The 24,513-nt window shown below is 71.5% G+C and carries 15 protein-coding genes and 1 tRNA gene; 5 read left to right on the plus strand and 11 right to left on the minus strand.

Annotated elements, in window-relative coordinates; all coding sequences use genetic code 11:
• Positions 1-49: 49 nt before the first annotated feature.
• Positions 50-3,337, minus strand: coding sequence for a S8 family serine peptidase (locus ACQP2X_RS47320; RefSeq protein WP_498692774.1), 3,288 nt, complete (start codon positions 3,335-3,337; stop codon positions 50-52).
• A 194-nt stretch (positions 3,338-3,531) separates the two neighbouring features.
• Positions 3,532-4,059, minus strand: coding sequence for a peroxiredoxin-like family protein (locus ACQP2X_RS47325; RefSeq protein WP_498692776.1), 528 nt, complete (start codon positions 4,057-4,059; stop codon positions 3,532-3,534).
• Between the two features lie 68 nt (positions 4,060-4,127).
• Between ACQP2X_RS47325 and ACQP2X_RS47330 the strand changes: the two genes are divergently transcribed.
• Positions 4,128-4,766: a TetR/AcrR family transcriptional regulator gene (locus ACQP2X_RS47330; RefSeq protein ID WP_498692778.1), complete on the plus strand. Its 639-nt coding sequence runs from the start codon at positions 4,128-4,130 to the stop codon at positions 4,764-4,766.
• Here ACQP2X_RS47330 and ACQP2X_RS47335 read toward each other — a convergent pair.
• Positions 4,723-5,901 carry a low temperature requirement protein A gene (locus tag ACQP2X_RS47335; protein WP_498692780.1) on the minus strand — a complete coding sequence of 393 codons (1,179 nt, stop codon included), beginning with the start codon at positions 5,899-5,901 and terminating at the stop codon, positions 4,723-4,725. The genes ACQP2X_RS47330 and ACQP2X_RS47335 overlap by 44 nt on opposite strands.
• The gene (locus ACQP2X_RS47340; RefSeq protein ID WP_498692782.1) at positions 5,898-6,326 is read right to left on the minus strand and encodes a GNAT family N-acetyltransferase; all 429 of its coding nucleotides are present in this window, start codon (positions 6,324-6,326) and stop codon (positions 5,898-5,900) included. Before ACQP2X_RS47340 ends, ACQP2X_RS47335 begins: the two co-directional genes overlap by 4 nt.
• Before the next feature lie 54 nt (positions 6,327-6,380).
• Between ACQP2X_RS47340 and ACQP2X_RS47345 the strand changes: the two genes are divergently transcribed.
• A complete protein-coding gene (locus tag ACQP2X_RS47345; protein ID WP_498692784.1) occupies positions 6,381-9,644 on the plus strand; it encodes an Hsp70 family protein in 3,264 nt (1,087 codons plus the stop codon).
• A 70-nt stretch (positions 9,645-9,714) separates the two neighbouring features.
• On the opposite strand, the gene ACQP2X_RS47350 is transcribed toward ACQP2X_RS47345, so the two are convergent.
• Positions 9,715-10,800: an ABC transporter ATP-binding protein gene (locus ACQP2X_RS47350; protein ID WP_498655788.1), complete on the minus strand. Its 1,086-nt coding sequence runs from the start codon at positions 10,798-10,800 to the stop codon at positions 9,715-9,717.
• Positions 10,801-10,943: 143 nt separating this feature from the next.
• Here ACQP2X_RS47350 and ACQP2X_RS47355 point away from each other — a divergent pair.
• Positions 10,944-11,017 (plus strand) — tRNA-Thr (locus ACQP2X_RS47355).
• A 337-nt stretch (positions 11,018-11,354) separates the two neighbouring features.
• The gene (locus ACQP2X_RS47360; RefSeq protein ID WP_498692786.1) at positions 11,355-12,470 is read left to right on the plus strand and encodes an outer membrane protein assembly factor BamB family protein; all 1,116 of its coding nucleotides are present in this window, start codon (positions 11,355-11,357) and stop codon (positions 12,468-12,470) included.
• Here ACQP2X_RS47360 and rlmB read toward each other — a convergent pair.
• The 5 genes from rlmB to ACQP2X_RS47385 all read right to left on the minus strand — a co-directional run bounded on the left by rlmB (position 12,464) and on the right by ACQP2X_RS47385 (position 22,390).
• The gene (rlmB, locus tag ACQP2X_RS47365) at positions 12,464-13,570 is read right to left on the minus strand and encodes a 23S rRNA (guanosine(2251)-2'-O)-methyltransferase RlmB (RefSeq protein ID WP_498692787.1); all 1,107 of its coding nucleotides are present in this window, start codon (positions 13,568-13,570) and stop codon (positions 12,464-12,466) included. The genes ACQP2X_RS47360 and rlmB overlap by 7 nt on opposite strands.
• A complete protein-coding gene (cysS, locus tag ACQP2X_RS47370) occupies positions 13,570-14,982 on the minus strand; it encodes a cysteine--tRNA ligase (protein ID WP_498692788.1) in 1,413 nt (470 codons plus the stop codon). The genes rlmB and cysS overlap by 1 nt, the downstream gene beginning before the upstream one ends.
• A gap of 87 nt (positions 14,983-15,069) precedes the next feature.
• Entirely contained in the window at positions 15,070-16,425 is a 1,356-nt protein-coding gene (locus ACQP2X_RS47375; protein WP_498701284.1) for a class II fumarate hydratase, read from the minus strand.
• Between the two features lie 41 nt (positions 16,426-16,466).
• Positions 16,467-19,457, minus strand: a complete 2,991-nt coding sequence (locus tag ACQP2X_RS47380; RefSeq protein ID WP_498692790.1) for an AfsR/SARP family transcriptional regulator — start codon at positions 19,455-19,457, stop codon at positions 16,467-16,469.
• Positions 19,454-22,390: an AfsR/SARP family transcriptional regulator gene (locus ACQP2X_RS47385; RefSeq protein ID WP_498692791.1), complete on the minus strand. Its 2,937-nt coding sequence runs from the start codon at positions 22,388-22,390 to the stop codon at positions 19,454-19,456. Before ACQP2X_RS47385 ends, ACQP2X_RS47380 begins: the two co-directional genes overlap by 4 nt.
• A 311-nt stretch (positions 22,391-22,701) precedes the next feature.
• Between ACQP2X_RS47385 and ACQP2X_RS47390 the strand changes: the two genes are divergently transcribed.
• The gene (locus ACQP2X_RS47390; protein ID WP_498692792.1) at positions 22,702-23,214 is read left to right on the plus strand and encodes a hypothetical protein; all 513 of its coding nucleotides are present in this window, start codon (positions 22,702-22,704) and stop codon (positions 23,212-23,214) included.
• 72 nt (positions 23,215-23,286) lie between these two features.
• Here the strand turns inward: ACQP2X_RS47390 and ACQP2X_RS47395 are convergent, their stop codons facing one another.
• Positions 23,287-24,492, minus strand: coding sequence for an ROK family transcriptional regulator (locus ACQP2X_RS47395; protein ID WP_498692793.1), 1,206 nt, complete (start codon positions 24,490-24,492; stop codon positions 23,287-23,289).
• Positions 24,493-24,513 lie beyond the last annotated feature (21 nt).

Here is a 24,513-nt window from a genome sequence, read left to right on the forward strand (position 1 = left end):
AGCAAGAAGGCCCGCTCCCCGATCGGGAGCGGGCCTTCTCGTTCGGCTGCTAGCCGGCGATCGACGCCACGACGACCGTGGCCCGGCCGACGACCGCGCCCTCGTCCGTCACGATGGCCAGGTCACCGAAGAGCTCCCGGTCGGCCGGCGGCGTCGAGGCCACCGTGACCGCGCCGGTCACCGTGGTGCTCGCCCCGTTGGCCAGGGTGGTCGCCGTGCTCGGCACGGTGACCGCGCCCAGCGCGCTGCTGTAGTAGACGTCCAGGTAGTCGTAGGCCGTCGTGCCCGCGGGCACCGAGTAGCCGTCGACCACGACCGTGTAGTCGCCCGCCGCCGGGTTGGTCAGCGAGATCGACTCCTCCGAGTCGCCGTCCGCGTCCTGGCCGACCAGGGTGTCACCCAGGTAGAGGCTCAGGTCGAGGTCGGCCGCCGCGTCGGCCGGGTTGCCGATCGCCACGTTCAGCGAGGCCGAGCCGGCCGGCAGCGTGAACGTGAACTCCTGGCTCTCCCCGTCGGCGATCGTCGGCCGCTGCCGGTTGGCGCTGCCGAGCGGGCCACCCTGCGGGGTGACCTTCACCGGGCCGAAGTTGTTCTTCACGGTCCAGGTGACCGGGTTGGCCGCGCCGACCGTCACGTTCGACAGCGTCGTGGTCTCCGGCGTCACCGAGACGCCCTGCACCTTGGCGGTCAGCGTGAACGGGTTGCTCAGCACCGGCGTGGTGCGCCGCGACTCGACCTCGAGCTCCCAGATGCCGGGGATCGGGTTCTCGTAGGCCCGCTCGCTCGGCTTGCAGGCCACCTCGTCGCTGTAGTTGCTGTAGCAGGCCGTCGACGCGGTGTCCTCGACCGGCACACCGTACGGGTTGACGCCGATCCACCGGGTCTGCGAGCCGGCCGCGAGACCGGACAGGTCGACCTGGAGCGCCTTGGTGCCGACCGGCACGTTGACGTAGAACGACGTCGTCGAGCTGCGGTCGACAGCGCCCTTGAAGGTGTTGGAGTACGCCGGCTTCGGCGACTCGACACCGGCCACGACCGTGTTCAGCACCTCGAAGTCGATCACCGGGGTGGTCGGGTCGTCGACCTCGAGCAGGCCCGCGGTCACGCCGTTGTTGGCGCGGACCACGACCGGCACGGAGACCGTCTTCTTCAGCGGCAGCACGACCAGCGGCGAGGACAGGAAGTTGCCGCGGTCACCCTTCCAGCTGAGCTTGTGGATCACCGGGTAGCTCGGTCCGGACGTACGGGTGAGCTTGATGGTGACGACCTTGGTCTGCCCGGGCTTGAAGCCGCCGGCCGAGGCCGCGCACCGGTTGTAGATGCCGACGCCCTGACCGTCCTTCGCCAGCAGGTCGTCGAGCGGGGTGCAGACCGGCGCCGACGAGGTGTAGTCGCGCGTCGGCGACTTCTTCTTCAGCGTCGTCCACGCGCTGGGCACGTCGAGCTGGCCGTAGCCCTGCTCGTTGACCTGCTCGCCCGGGATCGTGTCGGCCGTCGTGTAGATCGCGCGGCGCAGCGACGCCGGCGAGACCTTGATGCCGTTCTGCTTGGCCGCCGAGAGCAGCAGCGCGGCGCCACCGGCGGCCTGCGGGGAGGCCATCGAGGTGCCGTTCTGCATCGAGTAGCCGGGCGGCAGCGTGTACGGCACGGTGGCCAGGCCGGGCACGACCTCCCAGGTCGGGCTCAGCGAGACGGCCGAACCCGGCGCGGCGATGTTCGGCTTGAAGCCGCCGTCCTCACGCGGTCCGCGCGACGAGAACGGGATGAGCTGCTGGTCCTTGCGGGTCACCGCGCCGTAGTTGGAGAGCCAGGTCTCCTTGGTGATGCTGGCGGCGACGCTGACCACGTCGGAGGCCACCGACGGGTCGCCGATGGTGTTCACGCCCGGGCCGCTGTTGCCGGCCGAGATGAACATCTGCACGCCGTACTTGCGGATCAGGTCGTTGTAGAGGTCGGCCCGCGCGTTGTTGCCGTCGTTGAGCGCGGGCAGGCCGCCGATCGACATGTTGATCACGTCGACGTGCCGGTTGATGACCAGGTCGGACATGCCGGTGGTGAGCGCGGCGGCGGTGCAGCCACCGCCCCACGAGCAGGCACGCGACGACACGATCTTGGCGCCGGGCGCCTGACCGTCGAAGTTGGCGTTGCCGAGCAGGTCGTTGCCCGCGGCGATGCCGGCCACGTGCGAGGCGTGCAGGCTCTCCGGGATGCCGATGTTGACGAAGTCGGCGACCGTGCCCGCCGGATATCCGGCCGGCTCGATGTCGACGTCCTCGCGGTACTCGACCACGAACGGCATCCGCTCGGCCACCGCGGTGGCCGGGTTGTCGGTGCCGAAGTAACCGACGTCGTACTTCTCCTTGTACGGCCGCATCACGGCGTCGTCGGTGAAGTCGAAGTTCTGGTTCACGTCGACCCGGATGTCGTGCGTCTCCGGGTCGTAGAGGATGCCCCACGTGTCGTTGGTGTCGCCGTCGCGGTTGACGTCACCCGCGGCGTCGCTGGCCGCCGTGATCGACTCGCTGAAGCGGTTGACCCGGTAGTTGCCGGCCGGCGCCTTCCAGGTGGTGTTCGCGTACGAGAACGTCGGCCCGGCGACCGAGGTCAGCATGGCCCGCCACGAGCCGTCGCCCTCGAGCAGCGGGTCGGTCGAGGTGACCCAGTCGACGATCTTGCGCTCGCCGGTGGTGGTCTTCTGGAGGGCCGGGTGGGCCAGGTCGACACCGGAGTCCATGATGCCGATGGTGATGCCGCGACCGTCGTACTTCGGGTTCTTCTTCTTGAAGTCCACCGAGCCGGTCTCGTCGGTCGGCATGTACGGGTTCGCGGCCGGCGTCTGCGGTCCCGGAGGCGCGAGCGGCGCGGCCGGCTTGGACGACTGGGTGCCGGCCAGGTCGGTCTCGGGCAGCTTGATCGTCTCGTCGAGGTCGACGGCCTGGATGCCGGCGAGCTTGGCGGCGGCGATGACCTGACCGGTCGGCACCGAGGCGAGCACGTAGCCGATCTGGTCGAAGCGACGGGCGACCACGCCGCCCAGCGCCTCGATCTTGGCGGCGACGTCGGCCGACTTGCCGTCCTCGGCCGCGATGATGACCGTGACGTTCTTCTTCTTGGCCGCTTCGGCCTGGGCGAGCAGTTCGGCGTCGTGCGAGCCGAGGGTGTCGGCCGGCGACTCCTTGGGGGTGTCGGACGCCTTCTGCTGGGTGGCGGGCAGCGCGCCCGAGCCGGGATCGGCCGCGGCCGGGAGCGAGCCGGTCATCGTCGCCGCGCCGGTGGCCAGGCCGGCCGCCAGCACCGAGATGAACGTTCGACGGCCCCAAGTGGATTGTTGTCTCACGTACGGGTCCTCCGGAAGGAAGGCGCTCAGCGGGGGTTCACAGAGCGCATCTCCCGAATCTTCCGATCGATCGGAATAGAAGTCACTACGGTCGATGACGTCGTGACTAGGCCGTGACATTCCGTTCGACGCATGGGATCCAGCGGATTTCCGGCGGGTTACCAGCGATAACGCCCACTATGAGGCCATCGATATCAACCCATGCGAAGCAAATTGCCCGCCGCCAGAATCTCGTCGACCGACCATTGGTCGTACGCGTGGCGCCCGAACTTGCTCGCCACGATCCGCCCGCCCGGCGCGATCAGGAAGTCGGCCGGCAGCCCGAGCCGCCCGTGCTCCTGTGTCTTAGCCGGCGTCGACTCCCTCCCCCGCAGGAGCAACACCGTGCTGCGCACGATGGCCCGCACCAGAGGCCCCCACACCCGCGGGTTCAGCAGAGATCGCGGCGACGCCTGGACCCCGTACTCCCGGTAGAGCTTCTTCTCCGGATCCGGGATCACCGCGAACGGCAGGTCGTACTCCCGGAGCTCCTCGGCCGGCGAATGAAAGACGACGACCTCGCGAATGCCGGCCGCCTCGATCTCGGCGTGCCGCCGGACGATCGACTGGAGATGCAGATTGCAGATGGGACAACCGGCGAACCGGCGGAACTGGAGATGAACGGGACGCTCGGGATCGGGAATCGGAACCACCGCACCATCGACGGCGATCAGCTCGCGCATGACGCTTCCCCTCGTAGGCGTACGTCGTACACCTAAGGGTGTAAGCGTACCGCGTACGCTGTCAACCCGTGCCCCGTGCCCGATCCCTTCACCCCGACCGCCTGGCCGAGGCCGCGCTCGCCGTCATCGACCGCGACGGCCTGCCCGGGCTCACCATGCGCGCCGTCGCCACCGAGCTCGGGATGAGCACGATGGCGCTCTACCGCTACGTGACCGACCGGGCGGAGCTCGAGCTGCTCGTGGCCGACTGGTGCCTGCGCGATCTCGACACGTCACCGCCCGCCGATCCGCAGTGGACAGAGCAGATCAAGACCCTTGCCCTGCGCGTACGTCACCAGGTCGGCACACACCCGCAAGCGGTGCCGCTCCTGATCGCCAACCGCCAGCGCAGCCGGCCGTTGCTGCGCTGGGCCGAATCGGTCGTCACGGTGCTGGCCGAAGCCGGCTTCACCGGCACCGACCGGGTGATCGCGCTGCGCGCCCTGGTCGGCTATCTCAACGGCGCCCTGCTGCAGGAACAGCTGGGCGCGCTGGGCGGCCCCGGCACCGAGGCCATCGCCGCGCAGACCGACTTCCCGATCATGCGCGAGACGGCCCGCGCCGCCCGCCGGGTCACCGCCGAACAGGAGTTCACGGGCGGCCTCGACATCGTGCTGCGCGGCCTCAGCCGATCGGATCGGGAACCCGGCGGGCCCCCATCGAATTGACCGCGACCAGCACGACCAGCAGCACCGCGAGCACTTCGACCGACGCCGGCACCAGCGGCGTCAGCAGGCAGAGGACCACACCGACCGGGTACGTCGCGAGCAGGGGGCCCCGCTGGTGCGGGCGGATGTGCAGCAGCCAGACGAAGAACAGGAAGACGGCCACCGGCACGGCTATCGCGTACGCGGCCGCGGTCTTCGAGATCTCCGCATGGTGGGTCACGTAGTCGACGTTCACGCCGATGCCGGCACCGACCGCGGCCGCGGCCGCGAAGATGAAGTAGTGGCCGTAGCCCCACATCAGCGACGTCCGCAACCGCGTGATCAGGTTGTGCGCCGACCGGTCGAAATAGGTCCACCACAGCGCGAAGACGATGACGATCCCGGAGACGGCCAGGCTGATCAGCGGCGACTCGTACTCGCCCTCGTCGAACGCGCTCTGAAAAGCGACAGTGGCCGACAGGACGGCCTCACCCAGCACGATGATCGTGAAAAGCCCGTACCGCTCGGTGATGTGGTGCGGGTGATAGGTCGTCGGCCCGCCCGGCGCGGCCTCGGCCCACACCGGCACGGCCAGCTCCAGCAGGGCCAGCGCCACGAAGGCGGGCGTGATCCACGGCGAGTCGTGCGGGATCAGCAGGCGCAGCAGCCAGAACACCTGCACGGCGGTCACCCCGGCCGCGTAGCGATAGGCGGTCACCCGGCGCTGCGGGTCCGAGCGGGCCGCGCGCAGCCACTGCGACACCAGGGCGAGCCGCATGATGACGTAGCCGATGGTGATGACCAGGAAGTCGGTGCGCTCGAAGGCGGCCTCGACACCGGCCGCCAGCACCAGCGCGCCGGCGATCTGCACCAAAGTGGTGATCCGGTAGACGTCGTCGTCGGTGTCGTAGGCCGAGGCGAACCAGGTGAAGTTCATCCACGCCCACCAGATCGCGAAGAACACGGTCAGATAGCCGTAGAGGCCGTGCCCGACGTGGTGCTCGGCGATGCTGTGGTGCAGCGGCAGGGCGGCCTGGGCCACCGCCACCACGAAACAGAGGTCGAAGAAAAGCTCCAGCGGCGTCGAGACCCGATGCGGCTCGTCGGCCGAGCGCGCCCGCATGGGCGCCAGGAAGTTGCGGGCCGGACTCGTCATTCGCGCACTCCGTCTATGAAATCCCAGTTGAGCAAGGTGAACGGCGCCTCCTCGGAAGCGCCCGCCCGCCGATAGGTGGCGCGCGCCGCGACGTTCTCGGGCTCAGTGCCGACCCACATGCCGTAGCAGCCGTTACGCCGGGCGACTCCCGCCAACTCTTCGACCAGGCGGGTGCCCACTCCGTGACGGCGGGAGCCCTCGGTCACACCCAGCTCGTAGATGAACATCTCGGTGCCCTTGTCCGGGTGGGTCAACTCCACCCCCGAGATCATTCCCACGGGTACGCCGGCGTCGTCGTAGGCCAGCAGCAGATGATGCCCCGGCGACGCGAGGAAACGCTCGGTCACCTCCGGCAACGGCGGCGAGTCGAAGAGATCGGCGGCGGCATGGACCGCTTCCGCTTTTTCGATCCGTTCGATGCGCATGGCGACCACCATAGGTGGCGGGTCGCGTCGTACCCAGGTCGTAGCATGACGCGCATGACCGACGGCTTCGTGCTCGGTGTCGACCTCGGCACTTCGCACACGGTGGCAATGCTCCGCCGGCCCGACGGACGAACCCGTCCGCTGCTGTTCGACGGCCGCCCGCTGCTGCCCTCGGCGGTCTTCCTCGACCCGTCCGGCCGCCTGACCGTGGGCGCCGACGCCCTGCGCCTGGGCCAGGCCGACCCCGGCCGTCTGGAGCCCCACCCGAAACGTCACGTGGACGACGAGACGGTCATGCTCGGCGACGGCGCCACGGTCCCGGTCGCCGCCCTGCTGGCCGCCCTGCTGGAGGCGGTGGCCCGCGAGGCGGTCGCCACGGCCGGCTTCCTGCCGCCGGCGGTGGTCACCTGTCCAGCGTCCTGGGGCGCCCGCCGCCGCGCGGTGCTGACCCAGGCCCTGAGCCGGGCCGGCTGGCCGTCCGACACCCTGGGCGCCCCCGCCGAGACCACACTGGTCACCGAGCCGGTGGCGGCCGCGCGCTACTTCGCCGAGGTCCTGCGCCGCCCCCTACCCGACAGATCATCCTTGGCCGTCTTCGACTTCGGCGGCGGCACGCTGGACGTGGCAGTGGTCCGCCGCGAGGGCCCCTCCTACACCGTGACCACCTTCGGCACCGCCGACGGACAGACGCGCGGCGCGACCGCCGCCGACGGACGGGTTCACGGCGCGACCGGCGCCGACGGAGGGGCTCGCGGCGCGACCGGCGCCGACGGACGGGCTCGCCGCGCAACCGGCGCCGACGGCCCGTTCGCCGTGACGGCCTCCGGCGGCGCCGACGACCTGGGCGGCCTCGACATCGACGCGGCCCTGGTCGACCACCTGGGCAAGTCGCTGAGCGGCGCCGAGCCCGCCGCCTGGCAGGCCCTGACCGAGCCCGTCACCCTGGCCCAGTGGCGCGCCCGCCGCCAGTTCTGGGAAGACGTCCGCGGCGCGAAGGAGATGCTCTCCCGCAGCTCCTTCGCCCCGGTCCCGATCCCCGGCGTGGAACAGGCAGTCCACCTGACCCGCGACGAGCTGGAAGCCGCAGCCGACCCCTTGATCCGCCGAGGCGTGGCCGAGGCCGCCGCCGTGATCGCCGCCGCCGGCCTGTCCCCCACCGACCTGGCCGGCCTGTTCCTGGTCGGCGGCTCCTCCCGGGTCCCTTTGGTGGCCCGCCTGCTGCACAGCGAGTTGGGCATAGCTCCCACAGTCCTGGAACAGCCCGAACTAGCCGTAGCCGAAGGCGCCACCCTGGCCGCCGCCCTGCGCTACACCCCTGGCGTCTCCACCGCGGCCACCCCGACTCCCACGCCCCCAACGGCCCACGAGGTGCCACCCCCGATCACCGACACCCAGGCCGCCTCCACACCCGTAGACCCGATCTCCCCAGCCGCCGCCCCCGCCTCCAGCCACCCCGGCCCCGCCGCGGCTGCCTCCGGCCAGCCAGGCTCCGCCGCCGCGTCTTCGCCCGGCCATCCGGCCTCCGCCGCCGCTCCGTCCCCTGGCCACGCGGCCTCACCAGCCGCGCACCAATTCAGCACAGAGCCCAGCCCGCCCCCTCCGCCGGACAAAACGGACGACCGCGAACCTGCCGCGCGCCCCTTCAACCCGGATCCCAGCCCACCCCCTTCATCGGACATAACGGACGAACGCGAATACGTCGAGGCCGTAGACCCGTGGGCCACCGCCGAGGCCGCCGCGATCGCCGCCGGCCACGTCACGCCCACATCGGCCACGCCATCGCCCATCCCGTCGCCGGCCGATCCGATGTCAGCCGCCCCAATGTCAGGCGCCCCGATGTCAGGCGCTCCAATGGCAGGCACCCCGATGTCAGGCGCGCCGATGTCAGGCGCCCCGATGTCGGCCGCGCCCTGGCAACCCCCGGCGCCGCCGCCCACGCACTCCCCCGAAGCGCGGCCCGGCGCCACGAACGCCAAACGCCGCACGTGGATCATCGCCGGCGCCGCGACCTTGGCCGTCGTCCTCGCCGCCGGCACGGCCCTGGCCTGGACCCTCTGGCCGCGCTATCCCGCGCTCGATTACCACCCCCTCGCCGACCTTCAGCACGTGCCGGCCGCCGTGCCCATCGACTCCTCCTGGTCGGACGCCGCCGTGATCGGCGACCGCGTTTATTTCGCCAGCACTGACTATGACAACGGGGACCTCGGTGTCGTTGCATTCGACGACGGGGCAAAATCCGCGGCCTGGAGCCAGAAGCTGACCGGCCTCGCCAAGCGCTGGCGCCAGATGGTCGCCCTGCCCGGCGGCGTCGCCCTTTTCAGCGACACCGACCCCGCCCAGAACACCCGCGAGGTCGTCGTGCTCGACGTCGACAAGGGCACCAAACGCTGGCAGCGCACCGTCGGCCGCGACGATCTCGTCTATTTCGCCGGCGACCACGCCATCGTCGCCGACCGTGAGGGCCATCGCCTCGTCGGCCTGAAGCTCGGCGACGGCACCGAGGACTGGACCCGCCCCGACCCCGGCGAGTCCACCTCGGCCACCGCCGTCCACATGGTCACCACCCCCGGCGACCTCGACGGCCCGGCCGGGCTGACCGGCCGCCCGTTCGACGCCGACCTCGGCGACGACCCTCAACTGGTCCAGATCACGCCCGCCCGTGAGGTCCGGCTCATCGACACCGCGACCGGCGCCGTGATCGCCTCCCGGCAGAGCGTGGCCGACCCCGACGACGAGGTGGTCGCCCACAACGGCCGGTTGATCGTCCGCGAGGACGAGGACGCCGACCGCATCGTCACCTATCAGCTCGACAAGCTGGGCGAGCCCGACGTCACGTACACGGCCGGCGGCACCACCGCCCGGCTGAGCGGCCTCATCCCCTGCGGCGACGACCGGGCCTGCGCGATCGAGGGCACCGGATACGGCGACGAGAACGCCACCGTCGTCGCCCTCGACCTGGCCGAGGGCGGAAAGCTCTGGGAGCGCAAGGTGCCCAAGGCCGAGACGCTGGTCCCGGTCGGCGAGGCCGTCCTGGCCCGTTCCACCGCGCCCGAGACCACCCTCGTCGACGCCACCGGCAAGCAGATCTGGACAGGCAAGGCCGACGCCGTACGCCTGGACGCCGCCAACGTCCTCGAATTCAGCAAGCCGCTCGTCGGCTACGTCGACGACCCCGCCGTCGCCGGCCGGCACCTGGGCGACGACCCGGTGCAGCTCGGCCCGCTCCAGGGCGTCCGCACCAGCTCCTGCGCCTGGAACACGTCGCTGCTGGCCTGCGTGGCCGACAAGGACTTCGTGGTGACAAGGTTCGCGGCCTAAAAGCGACATAAAAGCGGCATAAAAGAAGCGGCCCCCCGAACGGGAGGCCGCTTCCTACTGGATCAGGACGTCAGATACGGACGCCGGTCTCCGCGTTGAACACGTGGAGAGCGTTCGCCTGCGGCTTGACGTAGACCGTCTCGCCCATGTTGGGCATGTGACGCCGGTCGGTGCGGACCGTGAAGCGCTCCGAACCACCCTCGAGCTCGGCGTGGCCGTACACGTTCGCGTCCGAGCCGAGGTCCTCGACCAGGTCGACGACGATCGGGAAGCCACCCTCGTTCTCCGACACCAGGTCGGCCGCCTCGGGGCGGAAACCGATGGTGACCTTGCCGCCACCGCTCTGCGCGGCCGAGACCTGCTCGCGGGTCAGCGGCACGGCCAGGGAGCCGAAGTGGCCACCGGCCTCGGTCAGCGGAACGGTCTTGATGTTCATGGCGGGCGAGCCCATGAAGCCGGCGACGAAGACGTTGCCGGGGGTGTCGTACAGCGCGCGCGGGGTGTCCACCTGCTGGAGCACACCGTCGAGCATGACGGCCACGCGGTGGCCCATCGTCATGGCCTCGACCTGGTCGTGCGTCACGTAGACGGTGGTGACACCGAGCTTGGCCTGCAGCGTCGCGATCTGCGAACGGGTCTGGACCCGGAGCTTCGCGTCGAGGTTCGACAGCGGCTCGTCCATGAGGAACACCTGCGGCTCACGCACGATGGCGCGGCCCATGGCGACACGCTGACGCTGACCACCGGAGAGCGCCTTCGGCTTACGCGACAGGTACTCGTCGAGCTGGAGGAGAGCCGCGGCCTCCTTGACCCGGCGGTCGATCTCCGCCTTCGAGGTCTTGCGCAGCTTCAGAGCGAAGGCCATGTTCTCGTACACCGACATGTGCGGGTACAGAGCGTAGTTCTGGAAGACCATCGCGATGTCGCGCGACTTCGGAGGAAGGTTGGTGACGTCCTTGCCCTCGATGAGAATGCGACCCCGGTCGACATCCTCGAGCCCCGCGAGCATGCGCAGCGAGGTGGACTTGCCACAACCGGAGGGACCGACCAGAACGAGGAACTCCCCGTCACCGATCTCGAGGTTCAGCTCGTTCACCGCGGGGCGCTCGGACCCCGGGTAGATGCGAGAGGCCTTGTCATAGGTAACCGTAGCCATGGTGCAGCGACTTCCTTTCCACCGGCAGGAACGTGCCGGACGATCCGAGTGGAAACAGCCCCGTAAACGTAAAGCTTTTTACACGTCATGCCAAGGGCAGCCCATAAGCCCACAGCAGATATGCTTGGCCCCGCACAACACACGCCCCTGTAGCTCAGATGGCCAGAGCACCCGTCTTGTAAACGGGAGGTCGTCGGTTCGATCCCGACCGGGGGCTCCCTGGAGGTGGAGTCTGCTTGCAAAAAGCGCAAGCCGATCCAGCTCGCGTATCTACCTGGGGGCCGAGCCCCCAGACCCCCACGGTGCGGTGGTTGCGCTTTGACCACCACTCGCCCTGGCTTGGGTGATCCCGTTGCGACGACGTGTGGGGTTCGATCGCGATGGGGTGGGGTGTGCAACCGGGGTTTGGTTGCGCACCCCAGCGCATCGTGATTGCCTCGCTCGGCGTTGCAACGGGATCACCCAAGCCCAACCCCCGCCCCGAAACCTGATCCCAGCAGCGATGACCGGGGTCTGGGGCGGAGCCCCAGGGTCTTCCCCTCGTTGATCAAAAAGTGAAGATCAAGTTGTACGCGGCGGTATTCGCCCTGGTCATGGTCCCGACCCCAGCCGCCGCAGCCCCATCCAGCAGCTGGCCGCAATCCGGCTACGGTCCAGGAAACACCCACTACAACCCGGCCGAGTCAAGGCTCAACGCCGGCACGATCGCCCAGATCAAGCAGCGGTGGACCCTGGCGACCAGGACCTCGAACTGTGACACCGGCGTACGCCCCGTCATCGACCGGGGAAGCCTTTTCTCCAACGACCCCGGCGGCATCGGCGCCTACGACCCCGCCACCGGCAAGCGCCGCTGGCACGTCGATCTGCCCCAGACCACCGTCTCCCGCCTCGCGTCGGCCGACGGCAAGCTGCTCATGCTGTCCTCCGAATGCCGCGTCCCCGCCGCCTTCGAGAGCCACCTGACCGCCTTCGACCCCGCCAACGGCAAGAAGCTCTGGACCACCGGTCTCAAGAAGTTCAGCTACGACATGCGGATCGACCAGGGCACCGTCGTCCTCGACAGCAACCAGGACGGCCTGGCCTCGACCATCGCCTTCGGCGTGAGCGACGGCAAGCAGCGCTGGCTTCGCCGGGGTGACCGCGGCGACGGCCTCGTCTCCGCCGGCGGCCGCCTCCTGCTGCGCAAAGCGAGTGGCGGCGCCGTCGCGGTCGCCGTGACCACCGGCAAGACCCTCTGGGAGACCACGAACAATTGGTACGCCGGTGGGACCGACCCGGCCGGCACCCGCTTCTACGTGGGCAGCACGGAAGGGCTGACCGCCGTCGACGCGGCCACCGGCAAGAAGATCTGGTCGACGAAGCTGCAGGTCAGCGACGTGACCAGCGACAAGACGCACGTCTTCTCCAACCAATATCGCAGCGCCACCGCCCTGGACGCCAGGACCGGCCGCAAGCTCTACTCCGTGCACACCCCGAGCGCCGCCGGCCGCACCTCCCGCGCCGGGGGCCTGCTCTACACGCCGACCGATGACGGCCTCGTCATCGCGAGCGCCGCTACGGGCGTACCCCTCAAGCAGCCGAAGATCGCCGCAAACCGCGACCACCCGCCCGTGATCGCGGGCGGGTGGCTCTATGTGACCGAGAACGGCTTTCTACGGGCCTATCACTGACCGTGCGCGCGGCGGCGGGTGACCTCGGCCAGGGTGACCGCGGCGGCGACGCTGGCGTTCAGCGACTCGACGTCGGAGGCCATCGGAATGCTGACGCGCAGGTCGCAGGTCTCGCCGACGAGGCGGGAGAGGCCGCGGCCCTCGGAGCCGACGACCACCAGCAGCGGGCCGACGGCGGCTTCGAGCTGGTAGAGGTCGGTTTCGCCGTCGGCGTCGAGGCCGATCGCGGTGAAGCCGGCCTTCTGGGCCGCCTTGACGGCACGGGTCAGGTTCACCACCTGGGAGACGGGCACGCGGGCGGCGGCGCCGGCGCTGGTGCGCCACGCCGTCGCGGTGATGCCGGCGGCGCGGCGCTCGGTCATGAAGACGCCATGGCCGCCGAACGCCGCCACCGAGCGGATGACCGCGCCCACGTTGCGCGGGTCGGTGATGCCGTCGAGCGCCACCAGCAGCGGCGTCGGCTGTTCGAGGGCGGCCGCGATGAGGTCGTCGAAGTCCTCGTAGGCGAACGGCGGCACCTGGAGGCCGATGCCCTGGTGGAGGACGCCGCCGGTCATCCGGTCGAGCTCGTTGCGGCCAATCTCGAGGATCGGGATGCCCCGGTCGCCGGCGGTGCGGACGATCTCGGTGACCCGCTCGTCGATGTCGATGCCCTGAGCGACGTAGAGCGCCGTGGCCGGCACCGCGGCGCGCAGCGCCTCGACCACCGGGTTGCGGCCGAGCAGCAGCTCGGGGCCTTCCTTGGTGGGGTTGGAGCGCCGGCCGGGGGCGACCCGCGGGCCACCGCGCGTGGCGAACCGGCCCCGCTGCGGGACGCCGCGGCCACCGCCACGGCCCCACGTGGTGTCCTTGCTGCCGGGGACGCCGACCTTGGGCGCGCGGCCCTCGGCGGCCGCCGCGCGGCGCTCCTTGTCCTGCTTACGAGCGGTTTTCTCGGGCAGTTTCTCGGTGCCCGAATATCCCTTGTGCCAGGGGCGCTCGTCGGCGGGCAGGGTGCGGCCCTTGCCCTTGAGGCCCGAGCGGTTCTTGCCGCCCGAGCCCATCGAGGCGCCCTTCTTGCTGGTGGCCCGCTTGCTCGCGTTCTGTGAATTGCCCGGCATCAGTGCTCTCCTACCGTCCATCGCGGCCCGGCCGGAGTGTCCTCCACCTGAATTCCCGCGTTCTTGAGCTGGTCGCGCACCGAGTCGGCGGCCGCCCAGTCCTTCCGTGCCCGTGCCTGCGCGCGCTGCTCCAGCGCGAGCTTGACCAGCGCGTCGACGACCGGCTTGAGGTCGCTCTGGGTGGAGCCACCGGTCCATTTCTCGTCGAGCGGGTCGAGGCCGAGCACACCCAGCATCGCGCGGACGGCGGTGAGCGCCCCGCGGATGCCGGCTTCGTCGTTGGCCGAGAGGGCGGTGTTGCCCTCGCGGATGGTGTCGTGCACGATCGCCAGCGCGGCCGACGTGTTGAGGTCGTCGTTCATGGCCGCGGCGAACGGTGGTGGCACGTCCTTCGGACGGCCGGGGCCGACGATCTCGGCCGCGCGCTGCACAAAACCTTCGATGCGGCGGTACGCCGTCGCGGCCTCCCGCAGCGCGTCATCGGAGTAGTCGATGCGCGAGCGGTAATGCGGCGTGGCCAGGTAGTAGCGCACCTCGACCTCGCGAATGCCCATCGCCCGTACGGCCTCGAGGTCGATGACGTTGCCCAGCGACTTGCTCATCTTGGCCTCGCCGAGGTTGAGCAGCGCGTGGTGCACCCAGTAGCGCGCGAACGGCAGCCCGGCCGACCGGGACTGGGCGATCTCGTTCTCGTGGTGGGGGAAGGTCAGGTCGACGCCGCCGCCGTGGATGTCGAACTCGTCGCCCAGGTAGCGCCGGGCCATGGCCGAGCACTCGATGTGCCAGCCGGGTCGGCCGCGGCCCCACGGCGACGGCCACGAGGCGTCGGCCGGCTCGTCGGCCTTGACGCCCTTCCAGAGGGCGAAGTCGCGGTAGTCGCGCTTGTCGGGCTCGCCGCCGTCGGACGGCGGCCGCATGTCGTCCGGGTTCTGGCCGGAGAGGGCGCCGTACTCGGCGTACGAGGGCACGTCGAAGTAGACGTCGCCGTTGCCGCCGGCCGCCGGGTAGGCCCGGTCGCGCTCGATCAGCGTGGTGATGAGCTCGTGCATCTCGGGGATGTGCGCGGTGGCCAGCGGCTCGTAGGTCGGCGGCAGCACGTTGAGGTCGCGGTAGTTCGCGTCGAGCACGAGCTTGTTGGCGTACGCGATCGACCAGAACGGGCGACCCTGCGCGTGCGCCTTGTCGAGGATCTTGTCGTCGACGTCGGTGACGTTGCGGACGAAGGTGACCTCGTAGTTGGTGTGCAACAGCCAGCGGCGCAGCACGTCGTAGTTCACCGCCGAGCGGAGGTGACCGATGTGCGGCACTGACTGCACGGTGAGACCACACAGGTAGATACCGACCTGACCGGGCGTCAGCGGGACGAAATCCCGGACGGATCGGGTCGCGGTGTCATACAAGCGCAAACTCACCTGACAAGGGTACCGGCCTTGCCAAGCGGGTAACCGCCCCGCCCGAGGGACCGGGCGGGGCGGTTTTCCACACGTTATCCACAGGCCCTAGGGGCGTGTCATCCTCAGCACGTCGAGCGCCTCGTCGAGCTGCTTCTCGGTCAGTTTGCCCGATTTGAGGTGGCCGCGCTCGATCACCACGTCGCGGATCGACTGGTTCGTCGCGAGGGCGGTCTTCGCGATCGCGGCCGCCTCGTCGTAGCCGAGGTAGCGGTTGAGCGGGGTGACGATCGAGGGCGACCCCTCGGCGTACGCCAGAGCGATCTCGACGTTGGGCTGAAGGCCGTCGACGCAGCGGTCGGCGAGCAGGCGGGCCGCGTTGGCCAGCAGGCGGATCGACTCGAGGATGTTGCGGGCCATCACCGGCAGCATCACGTTGAGCTCGAAGTCGCCCTGCGTGCCGGCGAAGGCGACCGTGGCGTCGTTGCCGATGACCTGGGCCGCGACCTGGCGTACGGCTTCGGGAACGACCGGGTTCACCTTGCCCGGCATGATCGACGAGCCCGGCTGGAGGTCGGGCAGGCGCAGCTCGCGCAGGCCGGCCCGCGGCCCGGAGCCCATCCAGCGGATGTCGTTGACGATCTTGTAGAGCCCGACGGCGATCGTCCGCAGCTGCCCGGACGCCTCGACCAGGCCGTCGCGCGCGCCCTGCGCCTCGAAGTGGTCGCGGGCCTCGCTCAGCGGCAGCCCGGTGACCTCGCGCAGCCGGTCGATCACCTTCGGGGCGAAGCCGGGCGGGGTGTTGACGCCGGTGCCGACCGCGGTGCCGCCCAGCGGCAGCTCGGCCAGGCGCGGCAGGGTGGCCTGGAGCCTCTCGACGCCGTTGGCGACCTGCCGGGCGTACCCCGAGAACTCCTGCCCCAGGGTGACCGGCGTGGCGTCCATGAGATGCGTGCGGCCGCTCTTGACCACGTCGTCCCAGTCCTCGGCCTTGGCCCGCAGGGCCGAGTGCAGATGCTCCAGGGCCGGGATGAGCGTCGAGGTCACGGCCTCGGTGGCGGCCAGGTGGATCGAGGACGGGAAGACGTCGTTGCTGGACTGCGAGGCGTTGACGTGGTCGTTGGGGTGCACCGGGCGGCCCAGCTCGCGCGAGGCCAGGGTGGCGATGACCTCGTTGGCGTTCATGTTGGACGAGGTGCCCGACCCGGTCTGGAAGACGTCGATCGGGAACTGGTCGTCGTAGCCGCCGTCGGCCACGTGGGCCGCGGCCGTCGCAATGGCCTGGGCCAGATCGTCGTCGAGCACGCCGAGCGACGCGTTCACCTGCGCGGCCGCGCCCTTGATCTGGGCCAGCGCCTTGATGTGGGCCGGTTCCAGCCCGCGCCCGGAGAGGGGGAAGTTCTCCACCGCCCGCTGCGTCTGCGCCCGCCACAGGGCGTCGGCCGGCACCCGGACCTCGCCCATCGTGTCTTTCTCGACCCGGTAACCGCTCTCGTCAGTAGTCGTCACGCCCTTATCGTCTCTCCACCGGCCCCGGTACGCCGATGATCCTCGCCACCGAGTCCGGCCAGAAACTTCTCGACGTCCGCCAGCTCGGGCGCCTCGAGGGCCGCCAGCGCCGCCGCGGCCCGGTCGAGCAGCCGCCGCGCCTCGGCCGGATCGTCGCCGGCCAGGCATTCGGCCAGGCCCGCCTCGGCCACGGCTGTCGCGTGCGCCAGCCGGAACCGGCGGCCGAGCCGCAACGCCTCCTCGAACGCGGCCCGCGCGTTCACGCGGTCACCGGCCAGCAGCAGCGTCGTGCCCAGGCCGTGCCGCAGACGCGATGTCTGCCGGGGGTCGTCCAAGGGCGTGGCGATCTCGAGCGCGTGCCGGTGGATCGCGAGGGCCTCCTCCAGATCGCCCTCACGGGCCATGAGCAGGGCCAGATCGTGGTACGCCTCGGCTTCCGCGTACGGCGAGTGGCCCCGCTGGATCTGCCGCAGACCGGCCATCAGCTGCCGGCGCGCGGCGGCGCCGCCGACCGCTCCGAGCCGGTGTTTGAGGACGGCGATGCTGGCCAGGCAGTCGCCGGTCCGCACCGGATCACCCTTCTCGACCAGCATCAGCAACCGCAGCCGCTCGTACCGCAGCGCCTCGGCGTAGCGCCCGAGGCGCTGATAGCCGAGCGCGATCGCGTTCAGCTCGTCCGTGTCCGTGCCCCGGCCCACGCGCGGCGACGGCATCCGCCGTACCTCGAGGGCGAGCTCGATGCTCTTGGTCCACCGGCCGGCGTTGTGATGCACGTTCGCGAGGTTGACCAGCGAACGCCGGACCGCCTCCTGGTCGCCGAGCTCCCGGTAGATGGCGAGGCACCGCTCCAGCAGCCGGGTCGCCTCGTCGATCTCGGCCCGCCGGAAATGGGCCGACGCCATGTAGTTCAGCATGGTCGCGGCGGCCGCCCGGTCGCCGGCCCGCTCAGCCACCTCGAGCGCCCGCTGGTGGGTGGCGCGGATGTCGTCGGGATGTCCGCCGCGGAAGAGATGCAGCCATGACGCCCGGGCCAGTCGCCACGCGTAGGGGGCGAGTTCCGGCTCGCCGGCCGCCGCGTCGATATAGCTGAGCAACCCGGGCCGTTCCCGCTCGAGCCGGGCGCCCGGATCGGTCACGGCGGCGAGGAGGTCGGGCCGCAGCGGCACCGGGCGGCCGATGTCGCGGTCGAGCCGCTCCCGGAACGCCGCCGCGTTGGTCGCCGCCGCGGCGTGCAACTGCAGGTCGAGGGCGCCGCGCAGCGCTTCGGTGCGCTCGGCCGGCGCCAACTCGGCCGCGAGCACGGCCGCGAACTCGCGCAGCAGATCGTGCAGCCGGTAGACCTCCGGCTCACGCTCCTCCAGCAGGTGGACGTCGATCAGATCGTCGACGGTCTCCTGCGCGGCGTCCAGCGGCAGCCCGCTGAGCGCGGCCACGGTGAGAACGTCGACGTCGGTGCCCGGGCAGACACCGAGAAGACGGAAGACCTGCCGAGCGGGCGCGGTGAGGTGATCGAAGGAGAGGGCGAAGGCGCTCACCACCGATCTCTCCTCGGCCGCGAGCTCGGGCAGGGCCGACTCCCGCAACCGCCGCGCGAGGTCGGCCACCCGCCAGCGCGGCCGGTGGGCCAGACGGGCCCCGGCCAGCCGGATGGCCAGCGGCAACCCGCCGCAGCGGCGCACCACCTCGGCGGCCGCCTCCGGTTCGGCGCCGACACGATCGCCCGCCATCCGGGCCAGGAGAGCGATCCCTTCGCCGGGGGCCAGCACGGGCAACGACTCCGTGTGCACACCGTCCAGGCCGAACAGCCGCCGCCGCCCCGTGACCAGCGCCAGGCTCCCCGAGCCGGTCGGCAGAAGGTCGGCCACCTGTGCGCTGGAGGCCGCGTTGTCGAAGAGCACCAGCACCCGGCGCCGGGCCAGCTCGGTGCGCCACAGGCCGATCCGGTCGACCAGCGCGGCGGGGATCCGCTCGGCCTCGACGCCGAGCTGGCGCAGCAGCACCAGCACCGCGGCCGCCGTTTCGAGGGGCCGCTCGGCGCTGTGCCCGTGCAGGTCGACGAAGAGATGCGCGTCGGGATAGCGGTCGCCGACCAGGGCGGCCACGTGCAGCGCCAGGGTGGTCTTGCCGCTGCCGGCCATGCCGTCGACGACCGCGACGACCGGGCCCGGGGGCGCCGCCTCGATGGTCGCGACGAGCCGATCCACCACGGCCGCACGCCCGACGAAGTCGCCGACCGTGCGGGGCAGGCAGCGCACCAGAGTGGCGGCGCGGCGGGGAGCGCCCTTGAGGATCTCCGCGTGCAGGTCTCGCAGCTCCGGGCCGGGGTCGAGACCGAGCTCGTCGCGCAGCGCGAGGCGGACGCGCTGATATTCGGCGAGGGCCTCGGCCGTCCGGCCCGCTCGATGCAGGGCCAGCATCAGCTGACCGCTCAGCCTCTCCTGCAGCGGCCAGCGATCCACCGCGACGGCCAGTTCGCCGAGCAGATCCCGTTCACGGCCGGCCTCGAGCTCCAGCTCGGCCCAGTCCACCACGGCGTCGACGTGCTGCTGGTCCAGGACGGCCGCGGCGAGCTGGACGGCGTGGCTCTCGATGCCCGCCAGCGCGTCGCCCCGCCACAGGTCGAGGCCTTGCCGCAGCTTCGCCGGGTCGCGGTCCTCCCGGCCGGCCGCTGTCAGCCGGCCGAACTCGGCCGCGTCCAGCTCCCCCGGCCCCGGATCGAGCCGATAGCCGGCCGGATCGCTGCGGATGACGCCGGCCGGCAGCGCCCGGCGCAGGCGGGAGACGCACGTCTGGAGCTGACCGCGCGCGGTGGCCGGTGGATCGGCGCCCCACACCGCGTCGGCCAGGACGCCGACCCCGAGCACCCGCCCCGGGTGCAGCAACAACATGGCCAGGACGGCGCGGTCACGGCTCGCGGTGATCGTGACCTCCCGGCCGTCCACGGTGACGGAGAGCGGGCCGAGCAGGCCGTACCGCACGCCGCTCATCCGAGCTCGGCCAGCGATTTCTCGACGTCGCGCAGCTCGGGCGCCTGGAGGGCGGCCAGCCCGGCGCGGGCCAGGACCAGCAGCCGCCGGGCCTCGGCCGGGTCCTCGGTGGCCACGCAGTCGCCGAGCGCGGCCTGGGCCAGGGCGATCCGATAGGGCATCCGGGCCTGCCGGCCGAGCCGCAACGACCGCTCGAACATGGACCGGGCCGACACGTGGTCACCGCTCAGGCGGAAGGTCCGGCCGAGGCCGAGACAGAACCGGGACTCCTGCTCGCGGTTGTGCGCCTGCTCGGCGAACTCGACGGCCCGCCAGTGCCCGGCGATCGCCTCGGCCGGTTGGCCGGCGACGGCCGTCAGCACCGCCAGCTCGTGCTCGGCCTCGGCCCGGCCATGCGGATAGCCGGACCGGTCGATCAGCCGTATCGACACCCGCAGCTGCCGGATGGCCGCGGCCACGCCGACCTCGCCGAGACGGTGTTTGAGCACCGCGATGTTGACCATGCTGTCGCCGATGCGGGCCAGGTCGCGGATCTCCCACTGCGCCATCAGGCGCAGCCGGTGATAGCGCAGCGCCTCCCGGTCGTCGCCGATCCGCTGATAGCCGTTGGCCAGCGCGTTGAGCTCGTTGTGGTTGTGCCGGGCCCGGCCCAGCCGGCGCACGCCGAGCGCGACCTCGATGCTCTTGGCCCACCGTCCCGCCTCGTGGTGCACCATGGCCAGGTTGGCCATGGCCCGGCCGAGCCCGTCCCGGTCGCCCAGCTCGCGGCAGATGTCGATGCACCGCTCCAGCAGCGGAACCGCCTCGTCGTTGCGGGACCGGCGGCAGTGCACCGAGGCCAGATAGTTGAGCATGGTCGCGGTGGCGGCCTTGTCGCCGAGGCGCTCCAGCGTCGTCAGGGCCTGCTCGTGCAGGCTGTGGACGTCGTCCAGATAGGCCCGGTGATAGAGGTGCCGCCAGGCCGCCCGCGGCAGCCGCCAGGCATATCCGGCCAGCTCGGGCACGGCCGCCGCAGCCTCGACATAGGCCCCCAGGTGGGGCCGTTCCCGTTCGAGCCGGGCGACCGGGTCGCCCATCGCCTCGAGCAGGTCGGGCCGCAGCGGGACGAGCACGCCGATGTCCCGTTCCAGCACCTCGCGATAGACCGAGAGGTTCGTCGCCGCCACCGCCTGGAGCTGCTGGTCGAGCACCCCGCGCAGGGCCTCGGCGCGCTCGGTCGGCGCGATCTCGGCCGCGAGCGCCGCCGCGAACTCGCGCAGCAGGTCGTGCATCCGGTAGACGCCGGGCTCGGGTTCGTCGACCAGGTTGACGTCGACCAGATCGTCGAGGACGTCCCGGGCCGCGTCCAGCTCCAGCCCGCCGAGGGCGGCCACCGCGAGCGCGTCGAATCCGTTGCCCGGGCAGAGCCCGAGCAGCCGGAACACCCGGCGGACGGGATCGGGCAACTGGCCGTACGACACCGCGAAGGCACTGGCCACCGACCGGTCCTCCGCCGCCAGCTCGGGCAGCGCCGACTCGCCGAGCCGGCGGACCAGGTCGGCCACCCGCCAGCGCGGGCGGTGGGCCAGCCGCGACCCGGCCAGCCGCACGGCCAGGGGCAGCCCGCCGCAGCGCCGCGCCACCTCGGCCGCCGCCTCCGGCTCGGCGGCCACCCGGTCGCCGACGATCCGGGCCAGCAGCGCCACCGCCTCGTCGTGCGGGAGGACGGCCAGCGACTCGGGGTGCACGCCGTCCAGCCCGATCAGCCGCCGCCGGCCGGTGACCAGGGCCAGGCTGCCGGACCCGGTCGGCAACAGATCGGCCAGCTGGGTGCTGGAGGCGGCGTTGTCGAACAGCACCAGCACCCGGCGCCGGGCCAGCTCGGTGCGCCACAGGCCGACCCGGTCGACCAGCTCGGGCGGGATCCGCTCGGCGTCGACACCGAGCTGCCGCAGCAGCACGAGCAGCGCCGCGGCCGGGTCGAGCGGCCGTTCGGCGCTGTGCCCGTGCAGGTCGACGAAGAGATGGGCGTCCGGATAGCGCTCGCCGAGCAGGGCCGCCACGTGCAGGGCGAGCGTGGTCTTGCCGCTGCCGGCCATGCCGTCGATCACCGCGACCACCGGCCGCCCGGCGTCGGCGGCCTCGATCGCGCTCACCAGGCGGCGCACCGTCGCCTCACGGCCGGTGAAGTCGCCGACCGTCCGGGGCAGGCACCTGACCTTCTTCCCCGAGGTCGTCGTCTCTCCGGCCAGCATCGCCCGGTGCAGCCGCTGGAGCTCGGGACCGGGCTCGATGCCCAGGTCGTCGTGCAGCACCTGACGCGCACGCCGGAACTCGGCCAGGGCGTCGGCCTGCCGCCCGGACCGGTGGAGCGCGGTCATGAGCAGCCCGCGCAGCCTCTCCCGCAGCGGATAGCGCTCGACCAGCTCGGCCAGCACCCCGGCCATCTCCCGCCCGTTCCCGGCGTCGAGCTCGAGCTCGGCCCATTCCTCGGTCGCGGCGACACAGCGCTCGTCGAGCATCGCGCCGGCCCCGCGGACGGCCTCGCTCTCGGTTTCGGCGAGCGAGGGTCCACGCCAAAGATCAAGCGCTTGCGCGTACGCACGACGAGCGGCCCCCGGATCCCCAAGCGCCCGGGCCTCGGCGACCAGGCGCTCGAAGGCGGCCACGTCGAGGTCGTCCGGCCCGGCGTCGATCCGATAGCCGGCCGGATCGGTACGGATCGCCCCCGGCGGCAGGATCCGGCGCAGACGGGAGACACACGTCTGGAGCTGACCGCGGGCCGTGGCCGGCGGATCGGCGCCCCACACCGCCTCGGCCAGCACACCGACGCCGAGCACGCGACCAGGGTGAAGCACCAGCATGGCCAGCACGATGCGATCACGGCCCGCCGTAATGGTGACCTCGTGTCCATCCACGGTGACGGACAGTGGCCCGAGAATGCGGTACCGCATGCCCGTCCCCTCAGCCCTCCGGTCGAGACATCGAGCTTAGTTGAGCGGTGAGAGCGGAACGACAGCGGAACGACAGCGACGTTCGGCAGTCTGAGGTTCGCCGTCACATCGGGGATGTAACCCATCGCCCCAGCCCGATGTGGCGGCGCGGTTCTGACGGGGGACCGACAGCCCGTCCGCGACGGCGGCCGCGGACGGGCTGTCTTTACCCCCGTTTGCGGTATCTCGGTGATCACTGTCGGTTGGACGATGCGCCGACCGGAACGTAACGTCGGCGGGGCCTACGCCCCCGACGAACAGGATCCCCTCTCATGCGACGCGCCCTCCTGGCCGTGATCGCCGTCGGCACCCTGCTGACCGGCGCCGCCTGCGACAGCGACGCGAAAGGCTCCGACGAGGCCGCCGCCCCCGCGCCGAGCGCCTCACCGAGCGCCACCCCCGAGCCCGACTACTCGGCGAACACCACGCTGGTCTGCGGCAACTTGCAGAAGCTGTACTCGGCCGAGCTCAAGGACTTCGGCGCCGCCCTGGGCAAGATGATCACCTACAAGGAGGCGAAGCAGGCCGCCGAGGCCAAGAAGGCCGAGGACGCCGCCACCGCCAAGTTGAAGGCCGTCGCCACAAAGATCCGCACCGACACGGCCACCGCCGAGAACCCGGAGTTCATGGCCGCCGGCCAGACATCGGCCGCGAAGGTCGACGCCAGCGTCGTCGACCGCAAATACATCACCAAGATCAAGACGATGAAGGACCTGAACGGCACCATCGAGGCCCAGTTCACCGAGTGGCTGAGCCCCGTGGCCGGCTACTGCGCCCCCAGCTAGCCGCCACCCGCGCACCGCAGCCACCCTGGCCTGCGGTGCGCTCCCCTCTGCTCACTGTTCTCTTGCAGCGACTCAGGCCAGGCGCGGGACAAGGCTCGACCAGGCTTCCTCAGCCGCGCCGGCGATCGGGCCGTCCGAGCCCAGCGCGGCCGGAAGGATCGGTGGCGGACTGCCGCGGCGGATGGCCATCAGACCGGCTCGATAGGACGCCAGGATCTCGTCCTCGGCCACCGCCAGAAGATCAGCGCCGACCCCGCCGAGGGTGACCAGGTCGGCGTCGAGGGCATTGACCAGCCCGGCGATGCCACGACCAAGCGCGGCGGCGACCATGCGAACGGCAGCGCGCTCGGCGTCGACGTCGACCGAACCCGATGGCGCCGCCGGAATCAGCGCGGCTGAGGTGGCGGCGATGATGCGGCGCGCGTAGGTGACCGGGTCGCGCGGAGGGCGATGGCCCAGGTGGCGGGCCAGGGCGGTGCCGTCCACGGCGGTGCCCCAGCAACCTCGCGCCCCGCACGGGCACGGAACGGCCGGGTCACCGAAGGGCATGTGGCCGAACTCGCCGGAGAAGCCCGACGCGCCGATCAAGAGGCGGCCCTGGTCGACCACCGCGCCGCCGAGGCCACCGGCGATGAGCAGGTGGAGGGCTACGCGGGCGCCGTGGGCGGCACCCCGGGCCGACTCGGCGGCCGCGGCCAGGCTGGCGTCGTTGCCGGCGACGAAGACGGGCGAAGGATCGTCCCCGGCCGGCGGCCAGAGGGCGGTCAGGTCGACGTCGTGCCATCCGACATTTGTGGCGTCGAGGCGCAGGTCGCGGGAGACCGTGCCGGGCACCGAGACGCCCAGGGCGCGCAGCCGGCCCGGGTACTGCGTGCGCAGCCGCCCGATCGCCGCGTGAATCGCGGCGACCACCGCCGGCCAGGCGGGAGCGCGCTCCTCAGCCGGGCCGGCCCCGTCGGAAGCCGGCGCGTGGTCGGCGGCGATCGTGGTGAGGACAGCTCCGCCCAGTTCGGTCACCTGGAGGCGCCAGCCCTCGTGGGTGATCTCGGCGGCCACGACCAGAGGGCCCTCGGGGTGCGGGACCAGCACTGTCGTGGGGCGGCCCCGCGTGCCGCTCGGGGCCGCGGGGGCCTCGGCCAGCAGGTGGGCCTGTGACAGGCGGGCTACCAGCTCCGTCGTGGCGCCGGTGCCTATGCCCAGCCGGCGTGCGGCGTCGGCCCTGGTCACGCCGGGGTGGGTGTGTACGACCCGGAGCAACTGGTTTGAGCGCGTCGTCACAGGGCAACCACTCCTTTTACT

The sequence above is a fragment of the Actinoplanes sp. CA-131856 genome, assembly GCF_050956135.1.
In the GTDB taxonomy this organism is placed as follows: domain Bacteria; phylum Actinomycetota; class Actinomycetes; order Mycobacteriales; family Micromonosporaceae; genus Actinoplanes.

Excerpts from the sequence above, each read along its gene's own strand:
- ACQP2X_RS47345 (WP_498692784.1), top strand. The coding sequence starts at position 6,381 with ATGACCGACGGCTTCGTGCTCGGTGTCGACCTCGGCACTTCGCACACG.
- ACQP2X_RS47335 (WP_498692780.1), bottom strand. The coding sequence starts at position 5,901 with ATGACGAGTCCGGCCCGCAACTTCCTGGCGCCCATGCGGGCGCGCTCG.
- ACQP2X_RS47380 (WP_498692790.1), bottom strand. The coding sequence starts at position 19,457 with ATGAGCGGCGTGCGGTACGGCCTGCTCGGCCCGCTCTCCGTCACCGTG.
- ACQP2X_RS47385 (WP_498692791.1), bottom strand. The coding sequence starts at position 22,390 with ATGCGGTACCGCATTCTCGGGCCACTGTCCGTCACCGTGGATGGACAC.
- ACQP2X_RS47340 (WP_498692782.1), bottom strand. The coding sequence starts at position 6,326 with ATGCGCATCGAACGGATCGAAAAAGCGGAAGCGGTCCATGCCGCCGCC.
- ACQP2X_RS47390 (WP_498692792.1), top strand. The coding sequence starts at position 22,702 with ATGCGACGCGCCCTCCTGGCCGTGATCGCCGTCGGCACCCTGCTGACC.
- ACQP2X_RS47325 (WP_498692776.1), bottom strand. The coding sequence starts at position 4,059 with ATGCGCGAGCTGATCGCCGTCGATGGTGCGGTGGTTCCGATTCCCGAT.
- ACQP2X_RS47350 (WP_498655788.1), bottom strand. The coding sequence starts at position 10,800 with ATGGCTACGGTTACCTATGACAAGGCCTCTCGCATCTACCCGGGGTCC.
- ACQP2X_RS47375 (WP_498701284.1), bottom strand. The coding sequence starts at position 16,425 with ATGGGCGAGGTCCGGGTGCCGGCCGACGCCCTGTGGCGGGCGCAGACG.
- rlmB (WP_498692787.1), bottom strand. The coding sequence starts at position 13,570 with ATGCCGGGCAATTCACAGAACGCGAGCAAGCGGGCCACCAGCAAGAAG.